This is a genomic window from Ferrovibrio terrae, from assembly GCF_943371255.1.
Lineage (GTDB): Bacteria > Pseudomonadota > Alphaproteobacteria > Ferrovibrionales > Ferrovibrionaceae > Ferrovibrio > Ferrovibrio terrae_B.
In genome coordinates this window covers 1-15,032 of record NZ_CALRUC010000112.1, presented here as the reverse complement: position 1 = coordinate 15,032, position 15,032 = coordinate 1, and the positions used below count along the sequence as shown (strand labels likewise).

General features: G+C 65.0%; 17 protein-coding genes. 10 read left to right on the top strand and 7 right to left on the bottom strand.

Going from position 1 to position 15,032, the window contains the following annotated elements; translation table 11 throughout:
- The coding region (locus AAG799_RS18800; RefSeq protein ID WP_341898337.1) for a macro domain-containing protein at positions 1–301 on the top strand (301 nt) is incomplete at its 5' end.
- Here the strand turns inward: AAG799_RS18800 and AAG799_RS18795 are convergent.
- Entirely contained in the window at positions 271–2,577 is a 2,307-nt protein-coding gene (locus tag AAG799_RS18795) for a methyl-accepting chemotaxis protein (RefSeq protein ID WP_341898336.1), read from the bottom strand. The two genes, AAG799_RS18800 and AAG799_RS18795, sit on opposite strands and share 31 nt — an antisense overlap.
- A gap of 355 nt (positions 2,578–2,932) precedes the next feature.
- Here AAG799_RS18795 and lexA point away from each other — a divergent pair, with 355 nt between their 5' ends.
- Positions 2,933–3,679 carry a transcriptional repressor LexA gene (gene lexA / locus AAG799_RS18790; protein WP_341898335.1) on the top strand — a complete coding sequence of 249 codons (747 nt, stop codon included), beginning with the start codon at positions 2,933–2,935 and terminating at the stop codon, positions 3,677–3,679.
- A 61-nt stretch (positions 3,680–3,740) separates the two neighbouring features.
- Here lexA and AAG799_RS18785 read toward each other — a convergent pair whose 3' ends face one another.
- Positions 3,741–3,896, bottom strand: coding sequence for a DUF3309 family protein (locus AAG799_RS18785; RefSeq protein WP_341898334.1), 156 nt, complete (start codon positions 3,894–3,896; stop codon positions 3,741–3,743).
- Between the two features lie 88 nt (positions 3,897–3,984).
- A complete protein-coding gene (locus tag AAG799_RS18780) occupies positions 3,985–6,210 on the bottom strand; it encodes a ComEC/Rec2 family competence protein (protein ID WP_341898333.1) in 2,226 nt (741 codons plus the stop codon).
- Positions 6,211–6,360: 150 nt separating this feature from the next.
- Between AAG799_RS18780 and gltX the strand changes: the two genes are divergently transcribed.
- Positions 6,361–7,764, top strand: a complete 1,404-nt coding sequence (gene gltX, locus AAG799_RS18775; protein ID WP_341898331.1) for a glutamate--tRNA ligase — start codon at positions 6,361–6,363, stop codon at positions 7,762–7,764.
- Complete coding sequence (locus tag AAG799_RS18770; RefSeq protein WP_341898330.1) at positions 7,764–8,315, top strand: alpha/beta hydrolase; 552 nt, start codon at positions 7,764–7,766, stop codon at positions 8,313–8,315. The genes gltX and AAG799_RS18770 overlap by 1 nt, the downstream gene beginning before the upstream one ends.
- 1 nt (position 8,316) lies before the next feature.
- On the opposite strand, the gene AAG799_RS18765 is transcribed toward AAG799_RS18770, so the two are convergent.
- The 4 genes from AAG799_RS18765 to AAG799_RS18750 all read right to left on the bottom strand — a co-directional run bounded on the left by AAG799_RS18765 (position 8,317) and on the right by AAG799_RS18750 (position 10,362).
- Positions 8,317–9,237 carry a hypothetical protein gene (locus AAG799_RS18765; RefSeq protein ID WP_341898328.1) on the bottom strand — a complete coding sequence of 307 codons (921 nt, stop codon included), beginning with the start codon at positions 9,235–9,237 and terminating at the stop codon, positions 8,317–8,319.
- A gap of 172 nt (positions 9,238–9,409) precedes the next feature.
- Complete coding sequence (locus AAG799_RS18760) at positions 9,410–9,835, bottom strand: SPOR domain-containing protein (protein ID WP_341898327.1); 426 nt, start codon at positions 9,833–9,835, stop codon at positions 9,410–9,412.
- Positions 9,832–10,041, bottom strand: coding sequence for a hypothetical protein (locus AAG799_RS18755; RefSeq protein ID WP_341898326.1), 210 nt, complete (start codon positions 10,039–10,041; stop codon positions 9,832–9,834). Before AAG799_RS18755 ends, AAG799_RS18760 begins: the two co-directional genes overlap by 4 nt.
- A 96-nt stretch (positions 10,042–10,137) precedes the next feature.
- On the bottom strand, positions 10,138–10,362 hold the full coding sequence (locus tag AAG799_RS18750) for a sulfurtransferase TusA family protein (RefSeq protein WP_341898325.1): 225 nt from the start codon (positions 10,360–10,362) through the stop codon (positions 10,138–10,140).
- A 114-nt stretch (positions 10,363–10,476) separates the two neighbouring features.
- Here AAG799_RS18750 and AAG799_RS18745 point away from each other — a divergent pair, with 114 nt between their 5' ends.
- From AAG799_RS18745 to AAG799_RS18720, 6 genes are all read left to right on the top strand, one after another.
- Positions 10,477–11,580, top strand: a complete 1,104-nt coding sequence (locus AAG799_RS18745) for a YeeE/YedE family protein (protein ID WP_341898323.1) — start codon at positions 10,477–10,479, stop codon at positions 11,578–11,580.
- Between the two features lie 29 nt (positions 11,581–11,609).
- Complete coding sequence (locus AAG799_RS18740) at positions 11,610–12,353, top strand: cytochrome c biogenesis protein CcdA (RefSeq protein ID WP_341898322.1); 744 nt, start codon at positions 11,610–11,612, stop codon at positions 12,351–12,353.
- 107 nt (positions 12,354–12,460) lie between these two features.
- Complete coding sequence (locus tag AAG799_RS18735; protein WP_341898321.1) at positions 12,461–13,168, top strand: ABC transporter permease; 708 nt, start codon at positions 12,461–12,463, stop codon at positions 13,166–13,168.
- The gene (locus AAG799_RS18730) at positions 13,165–13,920 is read left to right on the top strand and encodes an ATP-binding cassette domain-containing protein (protein WP_341898320.1); all 756 of its coding nucleotides are present in this window, start codon (positions 13,165–13,167) and stop codon (positions 13,918–13,920) included. The genes AAG799_RS18735 and AAG799_RS18730 overlap by 4 nt, the downstream gene beginning before the upstream one ends.
- Before the next feature lie 20 nt (positions 13,921–13,940).
- Positions 13,941–14,789 carry a substrate-binding domain-containing protein gene (locus tag AAG799_RS18725; protein WP_341898319.1) on the top strand — a complete coding sequence of 283 codons (849 nt, stop codon included), beginning with the start codon at positions 13,941–13,943 and terminating at the stop codon, positions 14,787–14,789.
- 58 nt (positions 14,790–14,847) lie between these two features.
- A partial coding sequence (locus tag AAG799_RS18720; RefSeq protein ID WP_341898317.1) for a nuclear transport factor 2 family protein occupies positions 14,848–15,032 on the top strand: 185 nt, incomplete at its 3' end.

Below are 15,032 nucleotides of genomic sequence, written 5' to 3'. Positions count from 1 at the left end.
CCATGTGATCCACACCGTCGGCCCGGTCTGGCATGGCGGCAGCCGCAACGAAGCGGAGCTGTTGGCGCGCTGCTACCGCAACAGCCTGGCGCTGGCCCGCGACCATGATCTGGACAGCATCGCCTTCCCGGCGATCTCGACCGGCATCTATGGCTATCCGCTGGCGCCGGCCACCGCGATTGCGCTGCGTGAAGTGCAGGCCTGGCTGACAACGCAGCCGGCGCCGCGCCGCGTGGTGTTCTGCTGCTTCTCGGCCGAGGTGGCGACGGTTTATTCCGCCGCTCTTGCCGCCGGATCCTGATCCAGCCGGAAGAAGGTGATCGAGGCTGCCAGCTCCTTGGCCTGATCGGCCAGCGACTGCGCCGACGCGGTGGTCTGCTCGACCAGGGCGCCGTTGCGCTGGGTCATCTCGTCCATCTGGGTGACGGAGTCATTGATCTCATCCAGGCCTGACGCCTGTTCCTGACTGGCGATCGAGATTTCCTCGATGATGCCGGCCACGCGTTTCACCGCATCGACGATCTCGGTCAGGCTGCCGCCGGCTTCATTCACCAGCTTGGCGCCATCGCGCACCTGGCTGTTCGATGCCGAGATCAGCGCCTTGATCTCCTTGCTGGCATCGGCCGAGCGCTGGGCAAGCCCGCGCACCTCCTGCGCCACCACGGCAAAGCCCTTGCCGGCCTCGCCCGCGCGCGCCGCTTCCACCGAGGCATTGAGTGCCAGCAGGTTGGTCTGGAAGGCGATCTCGTCGATCAGGCCGACGATATCGACGATCTTGCGCGCACTGCCTTCGATCTCGCCCATCGCCGACACGGCACGACCGACCACGCCGCCGCCCTTGTCGGCGGTTTCGCGTGCCGTCGCCGCCAGATTGCTGGCCTGCCGGGCATTATCCGCATTGTGCCGCACGGTGGCGGTGATCTCTTCCATCGACGCGGCCGTGCGCTGCAGGCTGGCGGCCTGCTGCTCGGTGCGCTGCGCCAGATCGTTGCTGCCGACGGAAATCTCCGAGGCCGCGTCGCGCACATTGCCCGCCGTCAGGCTGAGGCGGCCGACGATATCGGCCAGCTTCTCGGCCAGCGTGTTGGCATCATTGGCAAGCTGCTGGAACAGACCGCGATGGCCGCCACCGATGCGATGGGTGAGATCACCCTGCGCCAGCGCGCCCAGCATGCTGCCCAGATCGTTGAGCGCCTTCTCCACCGTGCCGAGCAGATCATTGACGCCGCCGCCCAGCCGCTGCATCACGCCCTGCAAGGCATTGGCGTCGATACGACGCGTCAGGTCGCCGGCCGTGGCCGCCGACACGATCTGGCCGATCGCCTGTTCCAGCAGGGCTTCCTGCGCCTTGCGCTCGCGCTCGAAGGTTTCGCGATCGGTTTCGACCTGGCGCTGCAGCGCCTCGTTTTCCTGGCCGTTGGTTTTCAGCACCTCGACGGCGCGCGCCATTTCGCCGATCTCGTCGCTGCGGCTGGTTTCCGCCAGCTCCACCGACCAGTCGCGCTCGGCGAGCCGGCGGGTGGCGGCGGTCATGCGGGTGATCGGCGCTGAAATCTGCGGCCCGACGAACAGCAGGCCGATCAGGCCGGCAATCACAAGGCAGAACACGGTGATCGCCACCAGCACGACCTGCGCGGTGGTGGCTTGGCCACCGGCCTGGGCCGCGGCCTTGTCGGCGGCTTCGGTCGCGGCCGAAACCAGCGCATCCACCTTGGTGGACAATTCGGCCGACGCATTGCGCGCCTGGGTGAGCGCCAGGCCGGCCGTGGTCACGGTGCGAATCTCGCCGCGACGGACGCCGAACATGCTTTCGGAACCCTGGCCATAGCCCAGCAGTTTGCCGGCCGTGCTTTTCAGCTCGCTGATGTCGAAATGCTTGCTGGCCCAGTCGAGTTCTTCCAGCGCCGTGCTGTTCAGCTTGGTGAATTCGGCGAACAGCTTGTCGAGTTCGGCATTGTTCGGCGCCTGCGCCGCCACTGACAGCGTGGCGACCAGCTGGTTGAGCGCATTGCCCGCCGCGATCAGGGCATTGGCCGCATCAGCGGTCTCAGGTTTCGCATTCGGCTGGCGCAGCTCGTAGATGGCGCGATCCAGCGACGGCTGCATGAGCGCCTGGAACGCAATGTAGTCGGCACTCAGCCGGCCCTGCATTTCCTCGCGCTGCTGCGCATAGCCCAAGCGCGCATTCACCGAGCGGTTGATCTGCGCCACCATCGTATTGAGCATGCCGACCGATTTTTCGATTTCGGCGATCTGTTGTGCTTCGCTCTCGCCCGAGGCCGCCTTCACGGTCTCGACCGACTGCGTCAGCCGCTCCTGCTTGGCCTTGAGGTCGGCCAGCGCCTTCTCGCGCTCCGCATCGCTGGCCGCGCTGGCCAGCACCGGGGCACCGGCGGTGAGTTCGGAACTAAGCGAAGACAGATTGAGGGCGGTGATCACCGCTGGCAGGTTGGTGGTGGTGATGCCGGCGTAACTGCCCTGCACCCGGCCGAAGAACAGGCCGCCGATCACATTCGAAAGCAATGTCAGTGCGGCCAGCACACCGATGGCAAGATTCAGCTTCTGCCGGATGCCCATAATGTCCTCCCCTGTCCGGCCGTTCTCGGCCGATTGCCACTGCTTGCCGATCCGGGGCAGCGTGGCTTGTCATTGTATCTCATATATTTACCGGCACCGGCGGCAGCGTAAAGGGGGATAGGATGACGGTTTATGCCCCGGTAAGGCGACTTTGGCAGTTCGCGCACCTCTACTAATGGGAGGCTGGGTTCGTTCTACCTACAAGGTATATGACTCAGCCTGTGGAAAAATACTTGACCCGTATCGGGAACCTCATTAGAACATTTGCAGGTTTCTTGTTCGTTCCCTGCTGCGCTTCTCTGTTTCGCCCGACTCACCTGGGCTGCGCAGCGCCCCTGACCCGAGGAGGCTTGCCATGTTGACCCGCAAGCAGCACGACCTGCTGATCTTCATCCACGAAAAGCTGGAGAATTCTGGCGTTTCGCCTTCGTTTGAGGAAATGAAGGAGGCGATGAAGCTGAAATCCAAGTCCGGCATCCACCGTCTGGTGACCGGCCTGGAGGAACGCGGTTTCATCCGCCGGCTCGCCCATCGCGCCCGTGCGCTGGAAGTGCTGCGCCTGCCCGACTCGGCGGTGCCGATCCGCGGCGGCGCCATCGGCGCCTCGGCCAACCGGCCGTCCGCCCCGCGCAACCGCCTGATGCCGCGCGTGGTCGAAGGCAACCCGAATGCACCGATGCCCGGCACGCCAGTCAGCGTCAGCCCCTATAACGCCCGCGACATCGTCACCCTGCCGCTCTATGGCCGCATCGCCGCCGGTACGCCGATCGAGGCCCTGCGCGACATGAGCACGCAGATCGACGTGCCGATCGGCCTGCTCGGCAATGGCGAGCATTATGCGCTCGAAGTCGCCGGCGATTCGATGGTCGATGCCGGCATCATGGATGGCGACACCGTCATCATCCAGCGCAGCGAGAATGCCGAAAACGGCACCATCGTGGTGGCGCTGGTGGACGAGCAGGAAGTGACGCTGAAGCGCCTGCGCCGCAAGGGCAACTCGGTGGCACTGGAAGCCGCCAACCCGGCCTACGAGACACGCATCTTCGGCCCGGACCGGGTCAAGGTGCAGGGCCGTCTGGTCGGCCTGCTGCGCCGCTACTGAGAGCGCGCGCTGAATACCGGCGGGACGCAGCGATGCGTCCCGCCTTTTTTGTGCCCTGCGCTCAGGCGACGATGTTGCCGGCCATGGCGAACATCATGAACAGCACGATCACCACCGCGATCATGCAGCCGGGCAGCAGGCTCCAGCGGCGGCTGTAAGGCCAGATCGGCAGTGCAAGAACCAGCAGCACCAGCATCGTTGCAAGGATGGTCAGCATCGCGGACTCCGCATTGGCGTGACTGCCGCTCGGGCAGCGCGAATCCAACGGCATTCGCATCGCTGCGTTCCGCAGGCGGTGCATTATTTTAATCGGGCGCCATGCCGGAAGATGCACCGGGAGATACGGCGGCACGCGCATCCAGCGCAGCTTCACTATGGCCCTTCACAATCACCCAGGGCCGCTGGCCGCGTGTCTGCGCCACGCTGATGCTGCGGATGCCGTGCGCGGCATCTAGATACAGCGCATGGGTGCCGCTGCGCCGCAGGTCGTTGCGGTCGATCACCACTTTCGCCGCCGGGCAGCGATAGCGCACCGGCATCTGGGCCGCGATCACCACATCGGCATGACGGCAATCTTCCGTGATGGCTTTCGGCTGGCGCGGCAGCGCGACCAGAAAGCCCTGGCTGCGCCAGGAACAGCCGTCAGGATCGCAGCGCAGGCTGCCATCGGCGCCGGCGCGGCCTTCCGTGTCGTTGCGGCGCAGGGCCGGCCAGGGATAGAGCGGCGGCGAGCCGAGCCGCTCCCACCAGGTTTCCGCCATGAAGCCGGTCGGTCTGGCCGATGAAAAATAGAAGCGCCCGCCCTCACTGGCGCGCGCCGCCAGCAGCCGGCCGTCGGCGCTGACCAGGAAATCCGGCTGCGTCACCAGCCAGGGCGAAGCGGTGCCCAGCATGAGTCCGATCACGCCGAGCCAGCGCCAGCGTCGCTGCCACAGACAGAGCCACAAGCCACCGAGCGTGATGCCCGCGATGCCCCAGAGCGGCATGGCCGGCACCGTGCCGACCGCATCGGGCCAGCCGGCGACCCAGACCGCCAACGCGATCAGCAGATCGACCGCCCAGACCATCGGCGTGAGTGCCAGCGCCTCCAGCCCGAGCGGCATGAGCAGAAAGGCCAGAACGGCAAACGGCATGATGATGAAATCGACCAGCGGTGCCGCCAGCAGATTGGCGATCAGCGCATAATCGGCCACACGATTGAAATGATAGGCGGCGAACAGCGACGAGCCGAGGCCGGCGACGAAGCTCGCCGCCATGGTGCCGCCGAACCAGAGCAGTGCGATCTGCAGCGGGCCGGCCTGGCTGCGCCAGCGCGTGAGTTTCGGCGCCAGATGCTCGAAGGCGGCGACCAGCGCCGTGACGGCGGCGAACGACATCTGGAAACCGGGATCGAGCAGGCTTTCCGGCCACAGCACCAAAAGCAGCAGGGCGGCCCAGGCCACCGCACGCAAAGTGATGGCGCGGCGATCCAGCATCACGGCCAGCAACGCGAGTGCAATCATCGCCAGCGCGCGCAGCGTGGGCAGCGCCGCGCCCGACAGCAGCGTATAGGCGATGGCACCGAGCAGCGCGGCCAGCGCCGCCCATTTCTTGATCGGATACCGCAAAGCCAGCTGCGGATGCAGCGCCAGTAGCGCCCGCACCAGGAAAAACAGCAGGCCGGCCACGATGGTGAGATGCAGGCCGGAGATCGAGAGGATATGCGCCAGCCCTGAATCGCGAAAAGCGGCATCCACGCTGTCGGGGATCGGGCCGCGCACGCCGGTCATCAGCGCGGCCGCAATCGCGCCGCCCGCCCCCTCGGTCTGTGCGGTGATGCGCCGCGTCCAGTCCTGCCGCAACGCGCTGAGCCACAGTGTGGCCGCCTCTTTCCAGTCGCGCACCTCGTCGGCAGGCAGCGCTTCCGCCGTCGAGATCGCATAGCCCACGGCACCGATCTGGCGGAACCAGGCATGGCGCGCGAAATCGAAGGCGCCGGGCATCGCCGGTTCCGGTGGCGGCAGCAGCATGACGCGTACACGCAGCCGCTCGCCCGGCCACAGATCGGCCCCATCGCGCGGCAGGCTGATGCGGATGCGCTTTGGCGTTTCCGGTTCCTGCAGGCCGCCGAGCCTCAGATCATCCAGCAGCAGGCGATGGCCCTTGTCGCGCGGCTCGACCTCCAGGATGCGGCCCTCGACCCAGATGGCACCGCTTGGCCTTGAGAGCACCGGCGCCAAAACCGCCGCGCTGCGTTCGGCGCCCAGCCACACGCCGCCCAGCACCGCCAGCAGCATCAGCAACGGCATGCGCGACGTGGCCGCACGCCCGAACAGCAGCAGGGCCAGAACAGCCGCCACCATGCCGAGCCGCAATGGCAACAGCGGCGGCTCGGACGGCAGCAGGAAATACACCGCTATGCCGCCACCCAGCAACGCCGGCAGCCAGAGGAACCAGCGCTCGCGTTCGGCCAGCAGGGTGGCGATGGCGTCGAAACCGCGCAGGTCGCGCCAGCCGGCCGCCACACCGGCCGCGACCCGCTGCCGGAGCATGTGCCAGTCAAGCGATGAACCCGGCGCCGCCATGGCGGAAATCTCTGCATGGCAGCCCTGCAGCCGCCAATCCGTGCAAAACGGGAACGCGGCTTGCCCGCCTGCGCCCGTATGCTAAAACCCTGCTTCCATTGTCCCCCGGATTGCCAGATGACCAAGATTGTCACCCGCTTCGCCCCCTCGCCGACCGGCTACCTGCATATCGGCGGCGCCCGCACGGCGCTGTTCAACTGGCTGTTCGCTCGCCGCCATGGCGGCACCTTCCTGCTGCGCATCGAGGATACCGACCGCGAGCGTTCCACCGAGGATGCCGTGCAAAAGATCTTCCAGGGCCTGACATGGCTCGGGCTCGACTGGGACGGCGAACCGGTGATGCAGTTCGCGCGTATGAACCGGCATGCCGAGGTGGCGCACAAGCTGCTGGCCGAGGGCAAGGCCTATCACTGCTACTGCTCGCCCGAAGAGCTGGAAGAGATGCGCAACACGGCCAAGGCCGCCGGCAAGCCGATGCGCTATGACGGCCGCTGGCGCGACCGCGATGCGAAGGATGCGCCGGCCGGCGTGAAGCCTGTCGTGCGCTTCAAGGCGCCGCAGACCGGCAGCACCGTGATCAAGGATCATGTGCAGGGCGACGTGACGTTCCAGAACGAGCAGCTGGACGACCTGATCATCCTGCGCTCGGATGGCACGCCGACCTACAATCTCTCGGTCGTGGTGGACGATCACGACATGGGCGTGACCCATATCATCCGCGGCGATGATCATCTGACCAATGCGGCGCGGCAGACCCAGCTGTATCTCGCCGCCGGTTTCGCCGTGCCCGACTTTGCGCATATCCCGCTCATTCATGGCCCGGACGGCGCCAAGCTGTCGAAGCGCCATGGCGCGCTGGGCACCGAAGCCTATGCCGATATGGGCTATCTGCCGGCCGCCATGCGCAATTACCTGCTGCGTCTGGGCTGGAGCCATGGCGATGACGAAATCATCTCGACCCAGCAGGCGCTGGAATGGTTCGATCTCGATCATGTCGGCCGCTCGCCGGCGCGCTTCGACTTCGCCAAGCTGAACAACGTGAACGGCCATTATATCCGCCACAGCAGCGACGATGAGCTGCTGCAGGCGGTGCTGCCCTTCATCGCGAAAAAGCTCGGCCGCGATGCGAACCAGGCCGAACAGGCGCAGATCAAGGCGATCCTGCCGGCGGTGAAGGAACGCGCCAAGGATCTGAACGAGATCACCGAGGCGCTGCAGTTCCTTTTCGTCGCGCGACCTGTGCAAGCCGATGTCGCCGCGCAGAAGCATCTGGATGATGCAGCAAAAGCGCGGCTGAAGACGATGATCGAAACGCTGGGCACGGTGTCCAGCTGGACCGCCACCGATACCGAAGCGGCGATCCGGAGTTTAAGCGAGGCGCAGCAGGTCAAGCTCGGCCAGCTGGCACAGCCGCTGCGCGCGGCGCTGACCGGCCGCACGGTGTCGCCGCCGATCTTCGATGTGCTGGCCGTGCTGGGCCGCGAGGAAACGCTGGCCCGCCTGGGCGACGCGGCCGGCTGATGCAGCCGCTGCGACCACCGGTTCTGATCGTGCCGGGCCTGGGCAATTCCGGGCCCGCGCACTGGCAGAGCGCATGGCAGCGCAAACATCCCGACTTCACCCGCGTCGAGCAGGCCGACTGGGATCATCCCGATTTTGCTGACTGGCTAGCGCGGCTCGATGCCGCCATCAATGCCTGTCCGTCGCCGCCGCTGCTGGTGGCCCACAGCCTGGCCTGTGCCCTGGTGGCGCATTGGGTCGAGCGGCATGAGCGCGCGTTGCATGGCGCATTGCTGGTGGCACCCGCCGATGTCGATTCCGAGAGCCACACGCCGCCGGAGACGCGCGGCTTCCGGCCGATGCCGCTGGCGCGCTTTGCCTGCCCCACCATCGTAGTGGCAAGCAGCAACGATCCGTTTGTCGATGTCGCACGCGCCCGGCATTTCGCCACGCGCTGGCATGCGCGCTTTGTCGATGCCGGCGCGCTGGGCCATATCAACGCGGCGTCCAATCTGGGCGACTGGCCGTTCGGCTATACCTTGCTGAATGAATTGCTGGAGACGGCTGGCTAGATCAGAGCCGGCGGCGCAGCTCGGTCTGCTGCGACAGTCGCGCCTGGTCCATCATGAACTGCTGCAGCTTTTCCATTGCCGGGCGCGGCATCGGATCCTGGCCGCTGAGCATCAGCGTCAGCGCCACGCGGGTGACGCCGATGCGGGTGGCAAGCTGGTCGAGCGACATCGCCGCCATCTTGCAGGCTTGCGACACGGCAACGATCGAACCCTTCTCGACAAAGAAGCGGCCCCACTGTTCCTTGACGTTCAGCTTGGCCGGCAGGCTCGGCAGCAGCGAATTGTGCGCTGCCGCGCGCTGTGCCATCGCAAGATCGGGGACAGCCGGCTGTGCCGGCACGGTGATCGGTGACGATCCACTGCTGCCAGACAAGGCGCCCGACGGCGTCGCCGAGCGCTTGGGCGCGGTCGTCGCCTGGAATTCCTCCAGCCGCGGCGCGGATTCGATACCCTGCTCAAGCAGCTTGCGCACAGCCTCGATCAACTCGTCGCTGACCGGCGGCGCCAGTTCGTATTCCTCGCCGAAGCGATCGTAGTACTGCGCGATCTCGCTCAGGCGATCCAGCCGGCGCATGAGGAATTCGCGGCTGCCCAGCGGCAGGCGGCGGCCCGAGCGCGTGATGTTGATCAGGTAGATGCGCGTGGTGTCGAGTTCGAGGACGGTGATCTTCCAGCGGATCTTCGACAGATGCTTGCGCAGTGGCTTCTGCTTGCTCTCATCGAATTCCGGGATGCGGCCATCGACCAGATCGACGAAGACGTAGAAATGCTCCATCTTTTCGACGAAGCGCTTGTAGTCGGAAAAGTTGGCTGAGAGATTCTGCTCGTTCTGGCAAAAGGCAAGCAGCTCACGGCTCTGGCTCTCGACCACGCCGACCAGTTTCAGGGTTTCCTGAACAACCGGTTTGAGTACTTGATTCACCGCGTTTCTCGCGCCGTCCTGTTTCTGGAATTCACTGTCTGGGGTTCAGGGAATCTACGTCACTGAATCTGACCTAATTTTGGCAGAAAATAGTGAATCCAACAATAAGACCCACAACTGCAGGTCACATTGGTCACAAAAATATAACTGGTGCGGATATTTGGTTAACGCGTCAGCCCGCCGGCAAGTCGTGCGGAGCACAATACAGCGCAGTGCCGCGCAGGCTGCGGCAGTAAGCCAAGGCCTCTGCCCGCTCCGGGAAGCCGCCCACCAGCAGGCGCACGACCTTGCCGCGCTGGCCGCCAAGATCGACCTCGACATAGCGGCGATTGGCGGTTTTCAGGACGGGAAAACGCTCGGCAAGGCGCGGCCAGGCCGCTTCCGCCTCAGCCAGCGACTTGTAGCTGGCGACATGGCCGGCAAAGCGCAGCACCGGCGGAGGCGGCGCCACAGGCGCAGGCGGCGGTGCCTCCACAACGACGGGCGGTGCGACATAAATGACCGGCTCAGGCGCGGCGGTCACCGGCGGCGGCGCATCGGCGCAGGCGGCCAGGGTGGCCAGCAGCACCAGTGACAGCCAGGCCGGCCGCATCATCATTTTTCGACCAGCTTGAACAGGTTGCGGTCCATCAGGGCGCTGAACGACACGGTCTTGGTGCTGCTGGAATCGCGCTCGTTGATCAGCTGCACATGCATCGCGTCTTCGCCCGGGAAATGGATCAGCCGGGCGACGCGCCAGATAAAACCCTGCCGTTGCTCGAAACGCTGGCCCGGCACGATGTCCTGAGCGGTAAACTTTGCCATTTTGAAAACACCTTGAATCGCTGGCCTGAGGCTAGCGCATTCGCCGGACAGCGCCAACTGCCCGTTGTAAATGACAGAATTTGGACGGGTGCGGCTTTAAGCCGCCTGCCGGATCTCGAACACAAACACACCGTCCCGCTCCTGGGCCGACACCAGCGCAAAACCAGAGGCTTCGCACAGCGCCACCATGTCGCGCATGGTGTTGGGATCGGTGGCCTCGACAGTCAGCACATCGCCCTTGGGCACGGCTTTCATCGCCTTCTTGGTCTTCAGCACCGGCAACGGGCAGTTCAGGCCTTTGACATCCAGGGTCTGGGTCATGGGAATTCCGCAAATTCAACAAATATAATCGTTAATTAATATAATACTTCACTTCGGAAATGTAAATCCTATACTCCCCTGCAATCGCACCATAAACGCATAAAATCGTCCGCCATGACCGCACTTCCCCTGCCTTACCTTGTCAATCTTGCCGGCCTGATCCTGGGTGTCGTGTTCGGCGCCATGGTTCAGCGCAGCAACTTCTGCACCATGGGCGCGATCAGCGACATGGTGCTGATGAACGACGCCAACCGCCTGCGCAGCTGGGTGCTGGCGATTGCGGTTGCCATGCTGGGCAGCCAGCTGCTGCAGCTGGCCGGGCTGATCGATCTCAACAGCTCGATCTATGCCGGCACAAATCTCGGCTGGCTCGGCGCCGCCATCGGCGGGCTGCTGTTCGGCTTTGGTATGGTGCAGGCCGGTGGCTGCGGCAGCCGCACGCTGGTGCGGCTGGGCGCCGGCAACCTGAAATCCCTGTTGGTGGTCCTGATGATCGGCATTGCCGGCTATGCCACGCTGCGCGGCCTGATCGGCCCGGCGCGGCTGTGGCTGGAAGGCTGGTCGGTGATCGACCTGAAATCGCGCGGCTTCGCCACCCAGACGCTGCCCGACCTGCTCGGGCTGGGCTTCGGCCTCGATGTGCGCAGCCTGCGCTGGGGGCTGGGTCTGGCGATTCCCGCCCTGTTGCTGCTCTGGGTGTTCCGGGATGCGCGCTTCCGCCGGCATCCGGTCCTGATTGCCGCCGGCATTGTGATCGGCCTCGTGATCGTCGGCGGCTGGGCCGCCACCGGTATCCTCGGCGCCGACGAGTTCGAGCCGACACCGCTGGTGTCGATGACCTTCGTGGCGCCGATCGGCTATGCGCTGCAGTATCTGATGACCTTTACCGGCGCGACACTGGATTTCGGCGTCAGCACCGTGGGCGGCGTGATCCTCGGCGCCTTCCTGATGGCAAAGGCAGATGGCAGCTTCCGCATCGAAAGCTTCGCCAATGCACAGGATGTGGTCTCGCATCTGCTCGGCGGCGTGCTGATGGGCATCGGCGGCGTCACCGCGCTGGGCTGCACCGTCGGCCAGGGCCTCACCGGTGTCAGCACGCTGGCGCTGGGCAGCTTTGTCGCACTGGGCGGCATCGTGATTGGCGGCATCCTGGGGGTCCGCTATCTTGAGGAAGGCAATTTGCCTGATGCCATCCGCGCGCTGTTCGCCCGCGGCTGATCTCCTCTCGCCGGAGTAACGTTCACATCATGGGCGGCCTCGATATTTCCTATGCCGGCGCGGCCGGCGCCGGGCTGCTGAGTTTCCTCAGTCCCTGCGTGCTGCCGCTGGTACCCGCCTATCTGTGCTTCGTGGCCGGCACCACGCTGGACCGGCTGGTGAATGAAGACGGCGTCGATCCGGCACTGACGCGGCGCGTCTTCGTTTCGGCGCTGGCTTTCGTGATCGGCTTTTCCACCGTCTTCATCGCCATGGGCGCCAGCGCCTCCGCGCTGAACCGCCTGATCGTCGAAAATATCGACATCATCGGCAAGGTGGCCGGCGCGGTGATCGTGGTCTTCGGCCTGCATTACATGGGCCTGCTGAAAATCCCGCTGCTGTATCGCGAGGCGCGGATCAACACCACCGAACGCCCGACCAGCATCGTCGGCGCCTATGTCATCGGCCTGGCCTTTGCCTTTGGCTGGACGCCCTGCGTCGGCCCGATCCTCGCCACCATCCTTACCGTAGCCGCCAGCCGCGAACAGCTCGGCTATGGCATTTCGCTGCTGGCGGTCTATGCGCTGGGGCTCGGTATCCCGTTCCTGCTGGCCGCCCTGGCGGTGAAGCCCTTCATGCGCTTCATGCAGAAATTCCGCCGCCACATCCACAAGGTCGAGATGGTGGCCGGCGGCCTGCTGGTGATCACCGGCATCCTGATCTTCACCAACAGCCTCGGCCAGTTCAGCTACTACCTGCTGGAGGTTTTCCCCTGGCTCGCCGCCATCGGCTGAGTCCTTGAGTTTGCGTTTTGGCGACAAACTTTTTTGTCGCCAAAACAACCTGTGCACATAAGCACTTAGCCCTTTGCCCGCCTGCCGCGTTGCGCTAATTCGGTTGCGTGAACACGATCTCCGAAGCCTTTCTGCTGTCGCTGCAGATGATGGTGCAGTTCGATCCCGAACTGGTCCGCATCGTCGGCCTGTCGCTGCGTGTCAGCCTCACCGCCGTGCTGATCGGCAGCGCCATCGGCCTGCCCTTCGGCGCGCTCCTCGCGCTGACCAGTTTCCCCGGCCGCCATGCCTGCATCGTTGTGCTGAATGCCTGCATGGGCCTGCCACCGGTGGTGGTCGGCCTCGTCGTCTACCTGATCCTGTCGCGCTCGGGGCCGCTCGGCGCACTCGGCTGGCTGTTCACGCCCGTCGGCATGGTGGTGGCGCAGGTGGTGCTGATCACGCCGATCGTGGCCGCCCTGTCGCGCCAGACTGTCGCCGACCTGTGGAGCGAATACGAAGAGCAACTGCGCTCGCTCGGCCTCACGCCGCTGAAAGCCATCGCCACCCTGCTGTGGGATGGCCGCTTCTCGCTCAGCACGGCGGTATTTGCCGGCTTCGGCCGCGCGATTGCCGAAGTGGGCGCCATCATCATCGTCGGCGGCAACATTGCCGGCGTCACCCGCACCATGACCACGGCGATCTCGCTGGAAACCAGCCGTGGTGATCTCGCGCTCGCCATGGCGCTCGGCATCGTGCTGCTGGCGATTGCCATCGGCATCAATGCGGCCGCCACAGCCTTTGGCAATGCCGCACGCCAGCGACAGGGCGCATGACCATGCAGATGGCGCCATTGCATGCCCGCCCCGTGCTGCTGCCGCTGCAGCTGCAGGATGTCGGCTATGGCATCAACGGCCAGACCCTGATCAGTCACATCACGCTGAGCTTCGAGGCGGGCGCACCGACCCTGGTGCTCGGCCCCAATGGCGCCGGCAAGAGCCTGCTGCTGCGGCTGTGCCACGGGCTGATCCAGCCGACCCAAGGCCAGGTGATCTGGCAGGGCGCGGCGGCGCAGAATTCGCAAAGCCTGCGCTTCGACCAGGCCATGGTGTTCCAGAAGCCGGTGCTGCTGCGCCGTTCGGTGCTGGCTAATATCGAATTCCCCCTCAAGCTGCGCGGCATCGATACAACAGCACGGCGCAGCAAAGCGATGACGGTGCTGGAGCGCGTCGGCCTTGCCGCTCTGGCCGAACGGCCGGCGCGCGTGCTGTCGGGCGGCGAACAGCAGCGGCTGGCACTGGCGCGCGCCTGGGCGCTGGAACCGCAGATCCTGTTCCTCGACGAGCCCTCGGCGGCGCTTGATCCCGGTGCCACGCGGCAGGTGGAAGGCATCATCGAAAGCATTGCTGCCACCGGCACCAAGATCGTGATGACCACCCATGATCTGGGCCAGGCGCGCCGGCTGGCCGGCGATGTGATTTTCCTGCATCGCGGCAGCGTGGCTGAACGCACGCCGGCCTCTGAATTTTTCAACATGCCGCGCAGCGATGCGGCACGCGCCTTCCTGCAGGGCGACCTGACCTGGTGATATTCAAAACGGAGGAAACCATGAACCACATTCTCAATCGCCGGCATCTTCTCGGCCTTGCCACCGGTATCGCCCTGACTCTGAGCAGCGGCCTTTCGCTTGCGCAGGACAAGTTCATCATCGTCGCCAGCACCACCTCCACCGAACAGTCCGGCCTGTTCGGCCATATCCTGCCTGCCTTCACCAAGAAGACCGGCATCCAGGTGCGTGTGGTGGCGCAAGGCACCGGCCAGGCGCTCAAGACCGGCGAAAAGGGCGATGCCGATGTGGTCTTCGTGCATGACCCGGTGGCCGAGCAGAAATTCGTCGATGCCGGCTTCGGCGTCGACCGCCGGCTGGTGATGTACAACGACTTCGTCATCGTCGGCCCCAAGAGCGACCCGGCCAAGGTGGGCGGCAGCAAGGACGTGATCGCCGCCTACAAAAAGATCGCGACGTCCAAGGCACCGTTCGCCTCGCGCGGCGACAGCTCGGGCACGCATGCGGCCGAACTGCGCATCTGGAAGGAAGCCGATATCGACGTGAAAACTGCCGGCACCGGCTGGTATCGCGAAACCGGTTCGGGCATGGGTCCGACGCTGAATACCGCGGCGGCGATGAATGCCTATGCCTTCACCGACCGCGGCACCTGGCTCAGCTTCAAGAACCGCGGCGATCTGGTGATCAGCGTTCAGGGCGACGTGAAGCTGTTCAACCAGTACGGCGTCATGCTGGTCAATCCGGCCAAGCACGCGCATGTGAAGGTGGCCGAGGGCAAGGCCTTCGTCGACTGGATCACCTCGAAGGAAGGCCAGGATGCCATCGCCGCCTACAAGATCGAGGGCGAGCAGCTGTTCTTCCCGAACTACAAGCCGGGTGTGAACAGCTGAGCGGCATTTACCGCGGCATGGTTTCCTTCTAGCATTCTAAAAAATGCTGGAGGAAACCATGGATACCCAGATGCTGCTGCACCGCTTTGCCGAAGCGGTACAGACCCGCGACGGCAAGGGCTTTGCCGCGCTGTTCACCGAAGACGCCGTCTATCACGATGTCTTCTACGGGGCCTTCCATGGCCGGCAGAAGATCGCCGAACTGGTGGACGACTGGTTCTACCGCACGGCGGAAGAGTTCCG